The following is a 17,545-nucleotide window of genomic DNA, read 5'->3' as shown; positions in this document are numbered from 1 at the left end:
GGCCGGGCTGATGCCCGGCGTTCAGCCGCCGATGAGGCCGCCGTGGGCGTTGCAGTCCTGCTGGGCGAGGTGCCGCGAAGTTCCGTCCGGAAGATGGCAGAGGCCACGCTCTGCCGGCGCAGACGGCGAGCCGGACTGCGCGGTCCTCGGGGCCGCCGGCGTACCCGAAGGGGGCGGCGGCGCCCCGGTCTCCTCGTTGATTTCCGGCACCGCCGTTCCCGGCCCGAAGCCGACCTTCGGGTCGAAGGCCTCCGGCGCACGGTAGACGACGGGCGCGAGCGCCGGTTGCGACGGCCTGTCCCGCATGGCCGCGATGTAGGCCTGATCGACGCGGTGCGCGTAGAGGGTGGACGGGAACCCGACGTCATTGAAGGTGAAGTCGCCGAAATACACCCGCTCGTTCGGGCCGACGTGGAAGCGCGGCACCCCGGTCTTATAGACCGACAGGCCGGGCGCCACGCGCTTGATCGCGGGACGCAGGTAGGCCAGATCGAGACCGGTCTGCGCCTGAAGATAGACGGTCTGGAACGTCGAACGTCCCGACGCGGCGATCTTGAACGACAGCAGCGCGTAATCCCCGGGAGGAATCGGGCGCGACACCTTTTCCAGCGCCGTCACGTCGCAGTTGCCCGCGGAGATCCGGAACAGCGCGCAGCCGTACCGGGTGATCGCGACGGTCGGCGCGTCGTCCGGAACGAGGCCGGTCGCCGGATCGAACCGCACGAAGGTGAGTTCCAGGTCCCGCACGATGAAATGGCGCGACCGGTAATCGAAGTGCTTGCGCGTGACCGCCACGCCGAGGGCGATTTCGGAATGATCCGGGGTGCCCTGGGCTTCGCTGGCCGAGATGCTCTTCATCCCGCCCTGGATACAGCCGGACACGGCAAGCGCGGCTGCCAGCGCCAGCGGCCGGAGCAGGCGCGGATCCCCGGCCTGCCTCATTGGAACGTCGACCGGAGCGCCGCGTAGATCGGCGCATGGCGCGACCGCAGTTGCTCCATGAAGTTCACCTTGCGCGGGTCGCGGGCGATCAGGTCCTTGTGCCAGGGATTGCTGGCCCAGTTCGCCCCCTCGTCGCCGAACCCGAAATAGGTCGGGTTCAGGAAGATGTCGTACGTGACGAACCAGCCGCTGCTGGCCACGCGCATGTGCGTCGCGATCATCGTCTTCGGCATCGCCAGCCCGGCGTCGGCCACCACCTGGCGCGAGTTGCGCCCCTCGTCCGGACGGTATTTGCTGGTCTCTTCCATCCGCTGGTGGTTGATTCCCCAGCACGCCTCCTCGTGCTTGTAGTTGGCGTCGAGCTGGATGAAGTAGACATCCTTGCGCGAGCAGAAGGCATAGGGCTGCCAGCCGTTGCGCGCCGGATCCTGGTTGGTGCGGATGCTCACGAAACCCTGGTACCGCCCGTTCTGGATCGACGACAGCGTGACCTCGGAGATAACGTTGTTGTGGTCGCTCCGGGTTTCCTTGAACGCGGTAACCGTCCATTTGCCGGGCGGCAGGGGAACCGTCGCCCGCCCCAGCGGCACCTGGCCCTCATGGACGGCGCCGACGGGAAGCAGCCCCCTGATGCTGTCCGCCCACGCGCCGCCGCAACCGATCGCGCAGACGAACGCCGCAACCACAGGCAAAGGACGCCGCATAGCCACCCCGCAGAAACCAAGTCGGGGTGCAATCTATAGTAATAGAACGTTCGTCGCAACGACCCCCGCGGAGTCGAACGCCCATCATCGCGCCGGACGGAGACAGCCGGTCAGACCATCTCCTCGGCGTAGTGGCAGGCGACCAGCCGCTGATCCACCTCGCGCAGCGCCGGCACGTCCACCGCGCAGTTCTCCCGCGCGTGCGGGCAGCGGCGGTGGAAGGGGCAGCCGGGCGGCGGGTTGAGCGGCGAGGGAAGCTCGCCCTTCGGCACCACGCGCTCGGCGCGCAGCTCCGGGTTCACCCGCGGCGTCGCGGCCAGCAGGATGCGCGTGTAGGGGTGGCGCGGGCGGCTGAACAGCACGTCCTTGGAGCCGTGCTCGACCGGGCGGCCGAGGTACATCACCATCACGTCGTCGGCGATGTGCCGCACCACGCTGAGGTCGTGGCTGATGAACAGGTAGGCGAGCTTCAGCTCCTCCTGCAGGTCCATCATCAGGTTGAGCACCTGCGCCTGGATCGACACGTCGAGCGCCGAGACCGGCTCGTCCGCCACCACGACGCGCGGGTTCAGCATCAGCGCGCGGGCGATGGCGATGCGCTGGCGCTGGCCGCCGGAGAACATGTGCGGGTAGCGGTCGATCTGGTCGGCGCGCAGGCCGACCTTCGCCATCATCGCCAGCGCCCGCTGGCGGCGCTCCGCCTTGGGCAGGTCGGTGTTGACCACCAGCGGCTCGGCCAGGATGGCGCCCACGGTCTTGCGCGGGTTCAGCGAGCCGTAGGGGTTCTGGAACACCATCTGCACGGTGCGCCGCAGCTCCTTCAGCTCGGCTGCCGAGCGGCCGACCACGTCGCGGCCGTCGTAGAGCAGATGGCCGGAGGTCGGCGGCTCGATCATGGTGACCGAGCGGGCCAGCGTCGACTTGCCGCAGCCGGACTCGCCGACCACCGCCAGCGTCCTGCCGGCCTGCAGCTGGAACGACACGCCGTCCAGCGCCCGCACGGTGGCGTGGCCCTTGAACATGCCGCGCTTCACCGAATAGTGCTTGCGCAGGTCGTTCGCCTCGAGCACCACCGGCGCGGATTCGGCGGCCGGCGTCGTCTCGATCTTGGAGTCCATGTGGATCATTCCGGCGCCCCCCACATGTCGCCGCCCAAGGGATAGTAGCAGCGCGCCTGCCCTTCCGGATCGGGGAACAGCGGCGGGCGCAGGTCGAGGCAGTCCTGGCGGGCGAAACGGCAGCGCGGGTTGAACAGGCAGCCCCGCGGCCGGTCACCGATGCCCGGCACCACGCCGGGGATGGTCGGCAGCCGGCGCTTGCCCAGCGCCCGCTCCGGCAGCGCGTCGAGCAGCGCGCCGGTGTAGGGGTGCTGCGGCCGCTCGAACAGGTCGCGCGCGCGCCGCTCCTCCACCTTCTGGCCGGCGTACATGACAATCACGCGGTGCGCCGTCTCCGCCACCACGCCCATGTCGTGCGTGATGAGGATCAGCGCCATGCCCCTGTCCTTCTGGAGTTGCACCAGCAGGTCGATGATCTGCTTCTGGATGGTGACGTCCAGCGCGGTGGTCGGCTCGTCGGCGATCAGCAGGCGCGGGTTGCAGGCGATCGCGATGGCGATCATCACGCGCTGGTTCATGCCGCCCGAGAGCTGGTGCGGGAAGGCGGACAGCCGGCTCTCCGGCGCGGGGATGCCGACCTGCTCCAAGAGCTCGATGGTGCGGCGCTTCAGCGCCTTGCCGGACAGCCCCTCGTGCACCTTGAGCGTCTCCATGATCTGGAAGCCCACGGTGAAGCAGGGGTTGAGGCTGGTCATCGGCTCCTGGAAGACCATGGCGACGTCCTTGCCGGTGATCTTCCGCCGCTGCGAGGCGGAGAGCGCGCGCAGGTCGCGGCCGGCGAAGCTCAGGCGGTCGGCCACCACGCGGCCGGGCGACGGGATCAGCCCCATCACCGCCAGCGAGGTCACCGACTTGCCCGAGCCGGACTCGCCGACGATGCCCACCACCTCGCCCTCGTCCACGGCAAGGTCGATGCCGTCCACCGCGCGGAAGGTGCCGGCGCGCGTCGTGAACTCGACGGACAGGTTCTGGATGTCGAGAAGCGGCATGGGATCAGCGTTTCAGCTTGGGGTCGAGGGCGTCGCGCAACCCGTCGCCCAGGAGGTTGAAGGCCAGCACGGTGATCAGGATCGCCACGCCGGGCCACGTCACCACCCAGGAGGCGCGCTGCAGGAACTGCAGCGACGAGGCCAGCATGGTCCCCCACTCCGGCGTCGGCGGCTGCGCGCCGAGGCCGAGGAAGCCCAGCGCGGCGGCGTCGAGGATGGCGGTGGAGAAGCCCAGCGTCGCCTGCACGATCAGCGGCGCCATGCAGTTCGGCAGCACGTTGACCAGCATCAGGCGCAGCGGCCCGGCCCCGGCGACGCGGGAGGCGATGACGTAGTCCTTGGACATCTCGGCCATCACCGCGGCGCGGGTCAGGCGGGCGTAGTGCGGCACCACCACCACCGAGACCGACAGCATGGCGTTGAACAGCCCCGGCCCGAGGATCGCCGCGACGACGATGGCGAGCAGCAGGCTGGGCAGCGCCAGCACGATGTCCATCAGGCGCATGATGGTGATGTCCACCACGCCGCCGAAGAAGCCCGACGCCATGCCGAGCGCCAGCCCGACCGCCAGCGACAGCGTCACCACGATGGCGCCGATCAGCAGCGACAGCCGCGCGCCGTGCATCAGGCGCGACAGCATATCGCGGCCGATGTCGTCGGTGCCCAGCACGAAGGTCCAGCTCCCGCCCTCGTGCCAGACCGGCGGCACCAGGATGGCGTCGCGGTACTGCTCCAGCGGCGAGTGCGGCATCAGGAAGTCGGCGAACACCGCCAGGAAGACCAGAGCCACGATGACCACGAGGCCGATCACCGCGCCGGTGTTCTGGCGGAAATGGTACCAAAACTCCACCAGCGGGTGCGGCGGGGCGGAGGTGGTGATCGGCTCGATCACCGCGTTGGATTGCACGTCCATGGTCATGTCGTCACCGCGCGTGCCGGATGCGGGGGTTGAGGACGCCGTACAGCAGGTCGACCAGCAGGTTCACCGTCATCACCGTGGTCGCGATCAGCAGCACGCCGCCCTGCAGCGCCGGGTAGTCGCGGCGGTTGATCGACTCCACCAGCCACTTGCCGACGCCGGGCCAGGAGAAGATCGTCTCGGTCAGGATGGCGCCGCCCAGCAGCGTGCCGACCTGCAGGCCGATGACCGTCACCACCGGGATCAGCGCGTTGCGCAGCGCGTGCAGGCCGATGACGCGGCCCTCCGACAGGCCCTTGGCGCGGCCGGTGCGGATGTAGTCCTCGCCCAGCACCTCCAGCATGGCCGAACGCGTCATGCGCGCGATCACCGCCAATGGGATGGTGCCCAGCACGATGGCCGGCAGCACCAGGTGCCGCAGCGCCGAGGCGAAGGCGCCCTTCTCGCCGGACAGCCAGGTGTCGACCAGCATGAAGCCGGTCACCGGCTCGACGTAGTACAACAGATCCAGCCGGCCCGACACCGGCGTCAGGCCGAGCTGCACCGAGAAGAACAGGATCAGCAGCAGGCCCCACCAGAAGATCGGCATGGAATAGCCGGTCAGGCTCAGCCCCATCACCCCGTGGTCGAACCACGAGCCGCGCTTCACCGCCGCGATGATGCCGGCCGGCAGGCCGGCCAGCACGGCGAAGACCATGGCCGCCAGCCCCAGCTCGACGGTCGCCGGGAACAGCGTGAAGAACTCGTCCAGCACGGGATTCTGCGTGACGATGGACGTGCCGAGGTCGCCGGAGAGCACGTTGCCGATGTAGTCGGCGAACTGCTTCCACATCGGCTGGTCCAGGCCCATCTCGTGGCGCAGCTGGGCGAGGCGCTCGGGCGGGATGCCGCGCTCGCCGACGCGCACCTCGATGGGGTCGCCGGGCACCAGCCGGATCAGCAGGAAACTCAGGAACGTCACGCCGAGAAAGGTCGGGATGACCAGACTCGCCCGCGTCAGGATGAAGCGCAGCATGGTCGGAAACCAGGGTTGGAAATGCGACAAGGGGGCCTGAGCCCCCTTGCCGGTTGCGGGGACTTACGCCCCTGTGTGGCGAAAGTCCAGCAACAAAATTACCTTGCGTTTTACCCCCTCGCCAGCCCTCTCCCGTTGCGCGGGAGAGGGTTCCGGCGAAGGAAAAACGCGTCCTCACTGCTTCAGATCGACGTCCGGGTAGAAGTGGTGATGGCCGAACGGGTCCATCTTGTACCCGGTGACGTTCTTGTTCAGCGCCATGAAGACGATAGAGTGGGCGACGGGGAACCACGGCGCCTGCTCCTTGAAGATGACCTGCGACTGTTCGTACAGCTTGGTGCGGGCGCCGACGTCGGTGGTGCGCTTGGCCTCCTGGACGAGGTCCTCGAACTCCTTGTAGCACCACTTGGCGAGGTTCGAGCCGCCGATTCGCGCCGCGTCGCAGCCCAGCAGCACGGCGAGGAAATTGTCCGGGTCGCCGTTGTCGCCGGTCCAGCCCATCATGCCCATCTGGTGCTCGCCGGCCTGCAGGCGCTTGCGGTACTCACCCCACTCGTACTGCTTGATGCTGGCCTTGATGCCGATCTTGGCGAGGTCGGCCTGCATCATCTCGGCCATGCGCTTGGCGTTCGGGTTGTAGGGACGCTGCACCGGCATCGCCCACAGGTCGGTCTCGAAGCCGTTCGCGTAGCCGGCGTCGGCCAGCAGCTTCTTCGCCTTCTCCGGATCGAAGGGATAATCCTCGACCGCGTTGTTGTACGACCACATGGTCGGCGGGATCGGGTTCTTCGCCGGGGTGCCGGCGCCCTGGTAGACCGCGTCGACGATGGCCTTCTTGTCGATGGCCATGTTCAGCGCACGGCGGACGCGCACGTCGTCGAACGGCTTCTTGGTGACGTTGAAGGCGAGGTAGCCGACGTTCAGCCCCTCCTTCTCCATCAGGTTGATGGAGGTGTCCTTCTTCATCGTGTCGATGTCGGCCGGGTTGGGGAACGGCACCACGTGGCACTCGCCGGCCTTCAGCTTGGCGTAGCGCACGGCGGCGTCCGGCGTGATGGCGAACACCAGGTTGTCCAGCGCCGCCTTGCCGCCCCAATACTGGTCGAACGCCTTGTAGCGGATCACCGCGTCCTTCTGGTAGGCGACGAACTGGAACGGCCCGGTGCCGACCGGTACCTGGTCGATCTTCTCCGGCGTCTTCTTCTTCAGCAGCGAATCGGCGTACTCGGCCGAGAAGACGGAGGCGAAGACCATCGCCATGTTGGCGATGAACGGCGCCTCGACCTTGCTGAGGGTGAACTTGACCGTGTGGTCATCCACCTTCTCGATCGACTTCAGCAAGTCGGGAAAGCCCATGTCCTTGAAGTAGTCATAAGCACCGCCGGAGACCTTGTGGTAGGGGTGATCCGTCTTCCACTGGCGCTCGAACGAGAACAGCACGTCGTCGGCGTTGAAGTCGCGCGTCGGCTTGAAGTCGTTCGTGGAATGCCACTTCACGCCCTGGCGCAGCTTGAAGGTGTAGGTCAGGCCGTCCGGCGAGACCGTCCACGACTCGGCGAGCGCCGGGACGACCTTGGTGCCGCCGTGCTCGAACTGGACCAGACGGTTGTAGACGGGAATCGCCACATCCATGCTGGTGCTGGTGGTGTTCAGCTGCGGGTTGAAGTTCTCCGGACTGCCTTCCGAGCAGTAGACGATCGTCTTGGCGGCATGCGCCGGCGCGGCGAGGGCGAGCGCGGCGGTCATGCAGAGACCGGCACCCAGCAGGATGCGCTTCATGGCAAGTGTCTCCCGTAACCCGGTTTGCGAGGCCGTGCGGCAAAGGCGCGGCGTGTGAATTATCAAATCATTAGGCGTTGACACATCGAAGGTGTCAACTCGCGAGTGGAGGGCTTTTCCGAAGGTCAGAGGGCCGGGTCCGCCTCGCCCCCGCGGCCGCCGCGCCGGCCCGGTCGCTGGCGCGGCGGCCGCGGACGGTCAGGACAGCGTGCAGAGATTGACGCAGTTGGCTCCGGCGCCATCCTCCAGGTAGGCCATCATCACGGTGCTATAGTCGCCGACGTTTAGGCAGGCCAGCGAAACACCCAGCGGCTCGGCCGCCTCGACCGTGTTCTGCGTCGTCCATTCCAGCGAGGGGCTGGAGGAGGACGGGTTGTAGGTCCCGGCCCAATACATGATGCTGTTGGTGCCGGCGCTCTGGTTCTGGAGGCAGGCAGCGTACACCGTGTTGTTCGGTCCCAGCGCCACGGCGGAGCCGAGACTGGTGTTGTTGTTGCTCGGGATCGACCAGCCGAACTGCTGGGTGTACGTCGCCCCGGAAAGCGAGCCCATGGACCACGACAAGTTGCTCGTCATGCCGCCGCTGATCGCCAGCATCCCGTCCCGATAGGCAAGCTGCGGGTACTGGTGGCACGGCGGCCCGCTGAAAAGATTCCAAGGTCCTGCCGACGTCTCGAAGGTGATTGGCGAGGTCGACACCGTGCCGCCGTTCACGGTGACGAGCCAAAGGCGCAGCGGCCACAACTCTTCGCCCTTAGCGAGGGCGGAAACGACGAACTGGCCCGGCCCGATGGCGGTGATCGAAGGATTGCTCCCGGCCATGTCGGTGCTCCGGGGCGAATACTGGGTCAGATTGCCCTGACCGCCGATGGCCGTGCCGATGTTGACCATGATCGTGCTGTTGCCGATGGCGTTGGTCTCGTGCACGGAAACCGCCATGCCGTTCGGGTCGATGGCGATGCTGGGGTAGTCGCCCGTATCGAAATCCTGGTCGACCCCGTAGAGCTTGAAATTTCCAGGGGCAGTCAGAATGCCGTACGCCGCGCTCAGGCTGTAATTCGTCACCCCGTATCCCTGTGCGGCCACGACGATGGTGCCATCCGCTCCCACCGCGATGGATTGGTTTGCGGCACTGCCGATAATCATGCCCATGATGGCGTTGGTCACAGTCATAGGTCCCCCCTTTCCTGCCGATGCTCCCCTATGCCACGCATTGGCGCGGAAAGTTAGGCTACGAATTTGTATAAATTGATGGAAAATATGCCGAAAAGACGCAGCCGCGCTCGCGCTCAGCTGCCGAGATCCGCCCGACAGGCGCGCCCCGGCACGTCTTTCCTATGCCGTCGCTGCGGCGGCCTCCCCGAGTCGACGGCCGAACGGCGGCCCGAAGGACCACGTCGTGCGGCGGCGCGGTCGACCCAACCTGCCCACGCTCCAATGTGTTAGAACGCCGGCTTCCGACTCTCGCTGCCGCCGGCCCATGCCCCAATCCCCTCGACGCACCGCCCTGTACGCCTACACGCTGTTCCTTCTTGGTTCGGCGTTCATGGCCTCCAACGCCGTGATCGGGCGCGCCGCCGCGCAGGTGGTGCCGCCGGTCGGGCTGGCGTTCTGGCGCTGGCTGGTGGCGTTCCTGATCGTGCTGCCCTTCGCGTGGCGCGGGCTGGTGCGGCACCGCCGCGTGCTGCTGGCGGGGTGGCGGCGGTTCCTGGCGCTGGGCGCCCTGGGCATGGGCGTGTGCGGCGCCGTCGTCTACATGGGGCTGCAGCACACCACGGCGACCAACGCCGGGCTGATCTACGCCACCAGCCCGGTGTTCATCCTCGCCATCTCGGCGGTCGCGCTGAAGGAGCCGGTGACGCCGCGGCAGGTCGCCGGAATCGCGCTGGCGCTGGCCGGCGTGCTGGCCATCCTGACGCGCGGCGACCCGGCGATCCTGCTGGGCTTCGCCTTCGACCGCGGCGATCTGCTGGTGCTGGCCGGCGCCGTCGCCTGGGCGGTGTACACGGTGCTGCTGCGCCGCTCCGGCGGCACGCCGCTGCCGGTGGTGACGCAGTTCGCCGCCAACGCGCTGTCGGGCGTGCTGGTGCTCGCCCCCTTCTACGCGTGGGAGACGCTGGGCGGCCACCCGGTGGTGCCGACCTGGGAGACCGCGGCGCGCATCCTCGGCGTGGCGCTGGTGGCGTCGGTGCTGGCGTTCCTGGCGTACCAGAAGACCATCGCGCTGCTGGGTCCGGCGCGGGCGGGGACGGCGCTGTACGTGTCGCCGGTGTGGGTGGCGCTGCTCGCCTGGGCGCTGCTGGGGGAAGGGCTGGAGCTGTTCCACCTCGCCGGGGTGGCGCTGATCTTCCCCGGCGTACTGCTCGCCACCCTCCCCGCCGCCCCCAGGCCGCTCAGCCGAGCATCGGCAGCGTGAGCCCCTGCTCCTTCGCACACTGTTTCGCGATGTCGTAGCCGGCGTCGGCGTGGCGCATGACGCCGGTGCCGGGGTCGTTGGTCAGCACGCGCTCCAGCCGCCTGGCCGCCGCGTCGGTGCCGTCGGCGACAATCACCATGCCGGCGTGCTGCGAATAGCCCATGCCCACCCCGCCGCCGTGGTGCAGCGACACCCAGGTCGCCCCCGAAGCGCAGTTGAGCAGCGCGTTCAGCAGCGGCCAGTCCGACACCGCGTCGGAGCCGTCCAGCATCCCCTCGGTCTCGCGGTTGGGGCTGGCGACCGAGCCCGAGTCCAGATGGTCGCGGCCGATGACGATCGGCGCCTTCAGCTCGCCCTTCGCCACCATCTCGTTGAAGGCGAGGCCAAGCCGCGCCCGGTCGCCCAAACCGACCCAGCAGATGCGTGCCGGCAGTCCCTGGAAGGCGATGCGCTCACCGGCCATGTCGAGCCAGCGGTGCAGGTGCGGGTCGCCGGGGATCAGTTCCTTCACCCGGGCGTCGGTGCGGGCGATGTCCTCCGGGTCGCCGGACAGCGCGGCCCAGCGGAACGGCCCGACGCCGCGGCAGAACAGCGGCCGGATGTAGGCCGGCACGAAGCCGGGGAAGGCGAAGGCGTCCTCGACGCCGACGTCCTTCGCCATCTGCCGGATGTTGTTGCCGTAGTCGAACGTCGGCACGCCCATGCGGTGGAAGTCCAGCATGGCGCGCACGTGCACCGCCATGGACTCCTTGGCGGCCTTCACCACCCCGTCAGGATCGCTGCGGCGCCGCGCCTCGTGCTCCTCCAGCGTCCAGCCGGCGGGCAGGTAGCCGTTCAGCGGATCGTGCGCGCTGGTCTGGTCGGTCACCGCGTGCGGGCGCCAGCGCGGGTCGGCCGCCGCACGCCTCGCCAGCTCCGGGAACACCTCGGCGGCGTTGCCGAGCAGGCCGACGGAGACCGCCTGCCCCTTGGCCTGCGCCTCCCACAGGATGGCCATGGCCTCGTCGAGGGTGGCGGCCTTGCGGTCGAGGTAGCGGGTCTCCAGCCGCCGCTCGATGCGCTGCGCCGAGCACTCGACGCCGAGCAGCGAGGCCCCGGCCATGGTGGCGGCCAGCGGCTGCGCCCCGCCCATGCCGCCCAGCCCGCCGGTCAGGATCCATTTGCCGGTCAGGCCGCCGCCGTAGTGCTGGCGCCCGACCTCGGCGAAGGTCTCGTAGGTGCCCTGCACGATGCCCTGGGAGCCGATGTAGATCCACGAGCCGGCCGTCATCTGGCCGTACATCATCAGCCCTTTGGCGTCGAGCTCGCGGAAATGCTCCCACGTCGCCCAGGCCGGCACGAGGTTGGAGTTGGCGATCAGCACGCGCGGCGCGTCGGCGTGGGTGCGGAAGACGCCGACGGGCTTGCCGGACTGCACCAGGAGGGTCTCGTCGTCTTCCAGGGTCTTCAGCGCGTTGACGATGGCGTCGAAGCAGTCCCAGTTGCGCGCGGCGCGGCCGATGCCGCCGTAGACCACCAGCTCGTCCGGGTTCTCCGCCACGTCCGGATCGAGGTTGTTCATCAGCATGCGCAGCGGCGCCTCGGTCAGCCACGACCTGGCGGACAGCTGGCTCCCGCGCGGCGCCCGGATGACCCGGCGGTTGGCGGCGTCGGTCATGGTGGTCTCCCCTCCTGCTTTTTCAGACGGTACCGCAATCACCCGCCCCGCACCACACGCCCCGCCCGCACCACCAGCGCGCACGGGTTCAGCCCCAACCAGTAGCACAGCTCCGCCGGCCGGCCGATGTCCCAGGCGGCGAAGTCCGCCGCCTTGCCAACCTCCAGCGAGCCGTGCGTCGCCTGCATCCCCAGCGCCTGCGCCGCGTGGCGGGTGACGCCGGCCAGGGCCTCGGCGGGGGTCAGGCGGAACAGCGTGCAGGCCATGTTCAGCATCAGCAGCAGGGACACCGCCGGCGAGGTGCCGGGGTTGCAGTCGGTCGCCACCGCCATCGGCACGCCATGCCGGCGGAACAGTTCCACCGGCGGCAGCTTCGTCTCGCGCAGCAGATAGAAGGCGCCGGGCAGCAGCATCGCCACCGTGCCGGCGGCCGCCATGGCGCGCACGCCGTCCTCCGACGTGTGCTCCAGGTGGTCGGCGGACAGCCCGCCGTAGCGCGCCGCCAGGGCCGCCCCGCCGCCGTCGGACAGCTGGTCGGCGTGCAGCTTCATCGGCAGGCCGAGCCGCCGCGCTGCGTCGAACACGCGCGCCGTCTGCTCCGGCGTGAAGGCGATGCGCTCGCAGAACGCGTCCACCGCGTCCACCAGCCCCTCGGCGGCGAGCACCGGCAGGATCTCGTCGCAGACCAGATCGATGTAGGCGTCGGCACGGCCGGCGAACTCCGGCGGCAGGGCGTGCGCGGCGAGTCCGGTGGTGCGCACCGTCACCGGATGCCGCTCGCCCAGCAGCCGGGCGGCGCGCAGCATCGCCCGCTCAGACGCGAGGTCGAGGCCATAGCCGGATTTCACCTCCACCACGGTGACGCCCTCGGCCAACAGGCGCTCCAACCGGGGCGCGGCGAGGGCAGCCAGCGTTTCGGCGTCGGCGGCGCGGGTCGCCGTGACGGTGGAGACGATGCCACCGCCGGCCCGCGCGATCTCCTCGTAGGAGGCGCCCTCCAGCCGCATCTCGAACTCGGCCGCGCGGTTGCCGCCGAACACGAGGTGCGTGTGCGCGTCGATCAGCCCCGGCGTCAGCCAGCGCCCGTCCAGGTCGTGCTCCTCGGCCGCCGTGCCGGGGGGCATCTCGGCGCGCGGGCCGATCCAGGCGATGCACCCGCCCACCACCGCCACCGCGGCGTCGCGGACCACGCCGGCCGGACTCATCGTGGCCGCGTGTCCGTTGATCCACAGGCTGTCCCACCGCATCCGGCACCTCCCCCGCATCCACACCAAGGATGGCGCGCCGACGCCGCCATTGCCAGTCGGCGCGAAGGCCGGCATGGTGACGCCATGCCCCACACCGTCATCCTCTGCGCCGACGATTACGGCCTGTCGCCCGGCGTCGGCGCCGCCATCCGCGACCTGATCGGGCGCGGGCGGCTCACCGCCACCTCCTGCATGACGGTTTGCCGATTCTGGCCGGAAGAAGCGCTCAAGCTCAAGCCGCTGGCGGAGCGCGCCGACGTCGGCCTGCACCTGACGCTGACCGACCAGGCGCCGCTCGGCCCCATGCCCAGGCTGGCGCCGCAGGGCCGGCTGCCGCCGCTGGGCACGCTGATGCGCCTGGCCTACACTGGCGGCCTCGACGCGCGGGAGATCGCCGCCGAGGTCGACCGGCAGGTCGTCGCCTTCGCCGACGCCTTCGGCGCGCCGCCAGCCTACATCGACGGGCACCAGCACGTCCACCAGCTGCCGGTGGTGCGCGACGCGGTGCTGGCGGCGCTGGCGCGGCTGCCCGGCGCCTACGTGCGGCTGTGCCGCGAACCGCGGCTCGCCGTCCTGCGGCGCGGCGTGGCGGTGGCGAAGACGCTGCTGATCGCCGAGCTGGGCGGGCCGCTGGCGGCGCGGGCGCGGGCGGCAGGGATTCCGGTCAATTCCAGCTTCCGCGGCGTCTACGACTTCTCCGGCCGGGTGCCGTTCGGCGACCTGATGGCGCGTTTCCTGGAGCCGCCGGCGGAGCGCGCGCTGGTCATGGTGCACCCTGGTATCCCCGACGAGGCGCTGCGCGCCGCCGACCCGCTGGTCGACCAGCGCGCCGTGGAATACGAGCACCTGAAGGGCGACGCCTTCGCCGCCCTGCTGGCGGACAAGGGCGTGCGCCTCGGCCGCTTCGCCGACGCCTGAGCCCCCCGGCGGCACGCCCCCATGGCATTCATCCTGCGGTTGCCCTACACTGCACCGCATCCCAGGCCCTGTGCAGGATCGCCATGCCGTTTTCCGGATCCCGCCCGCCCCACAAGCCCGTGACGCAGCGTGCGCTGCGCGCGCGGCACGAGAGCGTGCAGGGAGCGGCCAACCGCTACCACGACCAGCGGCTGGGGGCGGAGGTCATCAACATCGTGGTCGGCGGCTGCGTCGTCTCCGCCGACCCGGAGGTGATCATCACCACCACGCTGGGCTCGTGCGTCGCCGCCTGCGTGTTCGATCCGGTGGCCAGCATCGGCGGCATGAACCACTTCCTGCTGCCGGACTCCGGCACCGACACGCTGTCGGTGTCCTCGCGCTACGGCAGCGCCGCCATGGAGCAGCTGATCAACCGCATGCTCTCCGTCACCGGCCGGCGCGACCGGCTGCGCGCCAAGGTGTTCGGCGGCGCCAGCGTCAACGCGATGAAGAGCGCCGTCGGCCAGCGCAACGTCGAGTTCGTCATGGACTATCTCGCCACCGAAGGCATCCCGACCATGAGCTGGGACGTCGGCGGCGGGGCCGCACGCGCGGTGCGCTTCTACCCCGCCTCCGGCCGCACGCAGCGCCGGCTGATCGGCGACGACCAGGCGCGCGACGTGCTGCGCAGCGAGGCCTCGTTCATGGAGCATCTGCGCTCCAGCGAGATCGACGGCGGGGTGGAGCTGTTCTGACCCCGATGCTTCTGCGAATCGCCACGTTCAACCTGGAAAGCCTCGACGACGAGGACGCCCCGCACTTCGCCCAGCGCATCGGGGTGCTGCGCCAGCGCCTCGACCGCCTGAACGCCGACATCCTGTGCCTGCAGGAGGTCAACGCCCAGCGCTCCACCAAGAACGCGCCGCGTGCGCTGCGCGCGTTGCGGGCGCTGCTGGAGGGCACGGGCTATGCCGGCTTCCATCTGGCCACCGGCACGGATCATCTGGCCGACCGCCACAACCTGGTGGTCGCCAGCCGCTGGCCGGTCGCCGAGTCGCGCCTGCTCAAGCACGACCTCGTGCCGCCGCCGGCCGTGCGCATGGTCACCGCCAACCCGCCGGCCGCGGGCGAGGAACCGGTGTGCTGGGACCGCCCGGTGCTGCACGCCCGGATCGCGCTGCCCGGCGGACGGGATCTGCACGTCTTCGACCTGCACCTGAGAGCACCCCTGGCCGCCCCGGTGCCGGGGCAGAAGAAGGCGGCGCTGTCCTGGTCGAGCGTCGGCGGCTGGGCCGAGGGGTTCTTCCTCGCCTCCATCAAGCGCGCCGGGCAGGCGCTGGAGACGCGGTTGGCGGTGGAACGGGTGTTCGACGCCGACGGCGAGGCGCTGGTGGTGGTGGCCGGCGACTACAACGCCGAGGACCGGCAGACGCCGGTGCGCATCATCCGCGGCGACCTCGACGACACCGGCAACGCGCCGCTGGAGGCGCGCGCGCTGGTGCCGCTGGAACTGGCGGTGCCGGAGGAGAAGCGCTTCACCGTGCTGTACGAGGGGCAGGCGGCGATGCTCGACCACCTGCTGGTGTCGCGCGCGCTGCTCGGCTGGTTCCGGGCGGTGGAGGTGCATAACGAGCAGCTTGGCGGGGATCCGGAGACCGCGCTGGACAGCGACCACGCCCCGGTGGTCGCGGCGTTCGAGACGCCGGACTCCGTTGGACAACTCCATCGGACCGGCGCATAATGGGTAGTCGGGTTCTACCGTGAGTGTACGGAGTCCAAAATGGACATCAAAGGCAACTACGTCTCCGGCATGGCCGTGATCGGCATGCAGGTCGCCCAGCAGGTCGCGGCCAGTCAGGCGCAGGTCGTGGCGACCGCGCTGGAGGGCGCCCAGAAGATCGCCGCCAACCCGCCGGCCCCGGCGGCGCCGGGCCGCGTCGACATCACGGTCTGACCCTCCGCTTCCGACTCCCGCTCCGAACGCTGTCCTCCAAAACGGAGATCGGCATCCATGGGCATCGAAATCGCCGCCGGTGCCACCGCGCGCCTTGCGCTTCCCACCGCTGCCAAGCCGACCGCCGACGCCAAGCCGGCGACGCCGTCATCCTCCGCGTCCGCCGCCGATACGGTCGTCCTGTCGCCGCAGGCGCAGGCGTTGAAGACGCTCCTGTCGGCAACCGACACGGCCGCTCCGGCCGAGAAGACCGAGGCCGAACAGAAGGCCGAAGAGGTCTTCATGGAGGCGGTGAAGACCTTCTTCGTCGAAACCATGGGCCTCGACAAGAACAAGACCGGCAAGGTGCGTCTGAACAAGGAAGCGTTGCACTACATCCTGCGCAACACGGTGCTCGGCGCTCTGGCTCCGCCCAGCCTGCTGAAGGAACAGGGGATCGACTTCGCCTCGCGCCCACCCCAGCGCAACGGTCCGCTGGCCGAGATCACCATCGAAGGCAAGGAGAAGGTCACCGTCGATGGCGACAAGGTGAAGAGGGAAAAGGAACCGGCCCTGGCGCGCGTCATGTTCGATCCGGCCGCCATGGAGGAACTGGCCCGTGTGCCGAAGAAGGCGAAGGATCGGGACCGCGACGGGTTCTTCACCCCCCTCGACCTGATGCCCGCCACCCGCGAGCTGAAGACCGGCAAGCCCATCGACAACGGCCCCCGCTTCGAGGAGGCGGATAAGCGCTTCGCCAAGGAAGACGACAGCGCGCCCATACAGCTTGGCCTCGGGGTCAGGCGCGTCACGCTGACGGACGGGCAGAACCGCCCCTTCTTCATGGCCCGCCTGCGCGGCGACGTGGAAAAGCCACTGGAGGCGACGGCGCACATGTGTTTCGGCCTGCTGCAGTTCGCCCGCGGCGCGACGCTGTAGACCGTTCAACCCTTTGGCAAGGTTTCCGCCGCCACACTGAGGCCGGTGCCGAGGAGGGCGGACGGCCATGAAGATGCACTACCGCGTCGGCGACGCGCTGTTCCGCGAGGGCGATCCCAGCGACTTCGCGTGCCGCATCCTGGAGGGGCGGGTCTCGGTGGTGAAGGAGACGCAGGGCTCCCCCGTCGTGCTGGGCGACATCGCCGCGGGCGCCATCGTCGGCGAGATGGGCGTGCTGGAGAACAAGCCGCGCAGCGCCACCGTCCGCGCCGTCACCGAGGTGCTGGTCGAGGTCATCCCCGCCGACGCCTTCCTGCCGACCATCAGCGCCGACCCGGACACCGCGCACGCCCTGATGCTGCGCCTCAGCGAGCGCGTGCGCACGCTCAGCGACGAGGTGGCGCGCCTGCGCAACGCGTCGGGCGAGCCCGGCGCAGTCGCCGGGCTGCCGGTGCCGGCACCGGACGCGCCGCCGGTCAACCCGGTGACCGAGCGCAAGATCGCCAGCTACGTGCACTCGGCGCGGCTGACCATGGGGGTGCGGGACATCGGCATCCGCATGAAGGGCATGCCGGAATCGCAAACGGTATGGATCGACGCCCTGCCCTTCCGCGTCGGCCGCACACCCGACGGCTGGACCGCGGCGACGCGCGACCGCGCCTCGCTGCGCCTGCCGGACTTCGCCCCGTACCGGCTGTCGCCCAACCACTTCGTCATCGACCGCGACGACCGCCTGGGGCTGGTGGTGCGCGACGTCGGCAGCGAACTGGGAACCATGGTCAACGGCCAGTACATCGGCGGCATCTTCGCCAAGGACGCCATGCACCTGCAGAGCGGCACCAACACCGTGGTCGCCGGCGGCCGCGACTCGCCGTTCGTGTTCGAGGTGCTGGTGCAGGGGTAGCCGCCTTGAGCCCTCCCCCAGCCCCGCTGGGGGAGGGTTGGGTGGGGGCTACGGCCTCCTGCGAAGCCGTGGCCCCCCCCCCTCCC

Annotated in this window: 17 protein-coding genes; 7 read left to right on the top strand and 10 right to left on the bottom strand. The window is 69.6% G+C overall.

What is annotated here, in order from left to right:
• Positions 1-21: 21 nt before the first annotated feature.
• The 8 genes from TSO221_RS14920 to TSO221_RS14885 form a co-directional block, all read right to left on the bottom strand.
• Complete coding sequence (locus tag TSO221_RS14920) at positions 22-942, bottom strand: hypothetical protein (RefSeq protein WP_109119300.1); 921 nt, start codon at positions 940-942, stop codon at positions 22-24.
• Positions 939-1,628, bottom strand: coding sequence for a hypothetical protein (locus TSO221_RS14915; protein ID WP_109119299.1), 690 nt, complete (start codon positions 1,626-1,628; stop codon positions 939-941). The genes TSO221_RS14920 and TSO221_RS14915 overlap by 4 nt, the downstream gene beginning before the upstream one ends.
• 128 nt (positions 1,629-1,756) lie before the next feature.
• Positions 1,757-2,764: a peptide ABC transporter ATP-binding protein gene (locus TSO221_RS14910; protein ID WP_146208811.1), complete on the bottom strand. Its 1,008-nt coding sequence runs from the start codon at positions 2,762-2,764 to the stop codon at positions 1,757-1,759.
• A 5-nt stretch (positions 2,765-2,769) separates the two neighbouring features.
• The gene (locus TSO221_RS14905) at positions 2,770-3,753 is read right to left on the bottom strand and encodes an oligopeptide/dipeptide ABC transporter ATP-binding protein (protein WP_109119297.1); all 984 of its coding nucleotides are present in this window, start codon (positions 3,751-3,753) and stop codon (positions 2,770-2,772) included.
• Between the two features lie 4 nt (positions 3,754-3,757).
• Positions 3,758-4,672: an ABC transporter permease subunit gene (locus TSO221_RS14900; RefSeq protein ID WP_109119296.1), complete on the bottom strand. Its 915-nt coding sequence runs from the start codon at positions 4,670-4,672 to the stop codon at positions 3,758-3,760.
• 4 nt (positions 4,673-4,676) lie between these two features.
• Entirely contained in the window at positions 4,677-5,687 is a 1,011-nt protein-coding gene (locus tag TSO221_RS14895) for an ABC transporter permease subunit (RefSeq protein WP_109119353.1), read from the bottom strand.
• A gap of 174 nt (positions 5,688-5,861) precedes the next feature.
• Entirely contained in the window at positions 5,862-7,466 is a 1,605-nt protein-coding gene (locus tag TSO221_RS14890) for an ABC transporter substrate-binding protein (protein ID WP_109119295.1), read from the bottom strand.
• 198 nt (positions 7,467-7,664) lie between these two features.
• Positions 7,665-8,633, bottom strand: coding sequence for a hypothetical protein (locus tag TSO221_RS14885; protein WP_146208810.1), 969 nt, complete (start codon positions 8,631-8,633; stop codon positions 7,665-7,667).
• Positions 8,634-8,946: 313 nt separating this feature from the next.
• On the opposite strand from TSO221_RS14885, the gene TSO221_RS14880 reads away from it, so the two are divergent.
• The gene (locus tag TSO221_RS14880) at positions 8,947-9,882 is read left to right on the top strand and encodes a DMT family transporter (RefSeq protein ID WP_109119293.1); all 936 of its coding nucleotides are present in this window, start codon (positions 8,947-8,949) and stop codon (positions 9,880-9,882) included.
• On the opposite strand, the gene hutU is transcribed toward TSO221_RS14880, so the two are convergent.
• Positions 9,860-11,539: a urocanate hydratase gene (gene hutU, locus TSO221_RS14875; protein ID WP_109119292.1), complete on the bottom strand. Its 1,680-nt coding sequence runs from the start codon at positions 11,537-11,539 to the stop codon at positions 9,860-9,862. The two genes, TSO221_RS14880 and hutU, sit on opposite strands and share 23 nt — an antisense overlap.
• Before the next feature lie 38 nt (positions 11,540-11,577).
• On the bottom strand, positions 11,578-12,786 hold the full coding sequence (gene hutI, locus TSO221_RS14870) for an imidazolonepropionase (protein ID WP_109119291.1): 1,209 nt from the start codon (positions 12,784-12,786) through the stop codon (positions 11,578-11,580).
• An 84-nt stretch (positions 12,787-12,870) separates the two neighbouring features.
• Here hutI and TSO221_RS14865 point away from each other — a divergent pair, with 84 nt between their 5' ends.
• From TSO221_RS14865 to TSO221_RS14845, 6 genes are all read left to right on the top strand, one after another.
• On the top strand, positions 12,871-13,704 hold the full coding sequence (locus TSO221_RS14865; RefSeq protein ID WP_109119290.1) for a ChbG/HpnK family deacetylase: 834 nt from the start codon (positions 12,871-12,873) through the stop codon (positions 13,702-13,704).
• Between the two features lie 119 nt (positions 13,705-13,823).
• Entirely contained in the window at positions 13,824-14,438 is a 615-nt protein-coding gene (locus tag TSO221_RS14860) for a chemotaxis protein (RefSeq protein ID WP_247878059.1), read from the top strand.
• A gap of 5 nt (positions 14,439-14,443) precedes the next feature.
• Positions 14,444-15,424 (top strand): endonuclease/exonuclease/phosphatase family protein, encoded by a 981-nt coding sequence (locus TSO221_RS14855; RefSeq protein WP_109119288.1) that lies wholly within the window; start codon positions 14,444-14,446, stop codon positions 15,422-15,424.
• A 39-nt stretch (positions 15,425-15,463) separates the two neighbouring features.
• The gene (locus TSO221_RS35425) at positions 15,464-15,637 is read left to right on the top strand and encodes a hypothetical protein (protein ID WP_158284099.1); all 174 of its coding nucleotides are present in this window, start codon (positions 15,464-15,466) and stop codon (positions 15,635-15,637) included.
• A gap of 57 nt (positions 15,638-15,694) precedes the next feature.
• A complete protein-coding gene (locus TSO221_RS14850) occupies positions 15,695-16,555 on the top strand; it encodes a hypothetical protein (RefSeq protein WP_109119287.1) in 861 nt (286 codons plus the stop codon).
• A gap of 67 nt (positions 16,556-16,622) precedes the next feature.
• Complete coding sequence (locus tag TSO221_RS14845) at positions 16,623-17,459, top strand: cyclic nucleotide-binding domain-containing protein (RefSeq protein ID WP_109119286.1); 837 nt, start codon at positions 16,623-16,625, stop codon at positions 17,457-17,459.
• Positions 17,460-17,545 lie beyond the last annotated feature (86 nt).

This window comes from Azospirillum sp. TSO22-1 (assembly GCF_003116015.1).
Taxonomy (GTDB): domain Bacteria; phylum Pseudomonadota; class Alphaproteobacteria; order Azospirillales; family Azospirillaceae; genus Azospirillum.
Note: the sequence above shows the minus strand (reverse complement) of the source record. Positions and strands in the feature narration are given on the sequence as shown.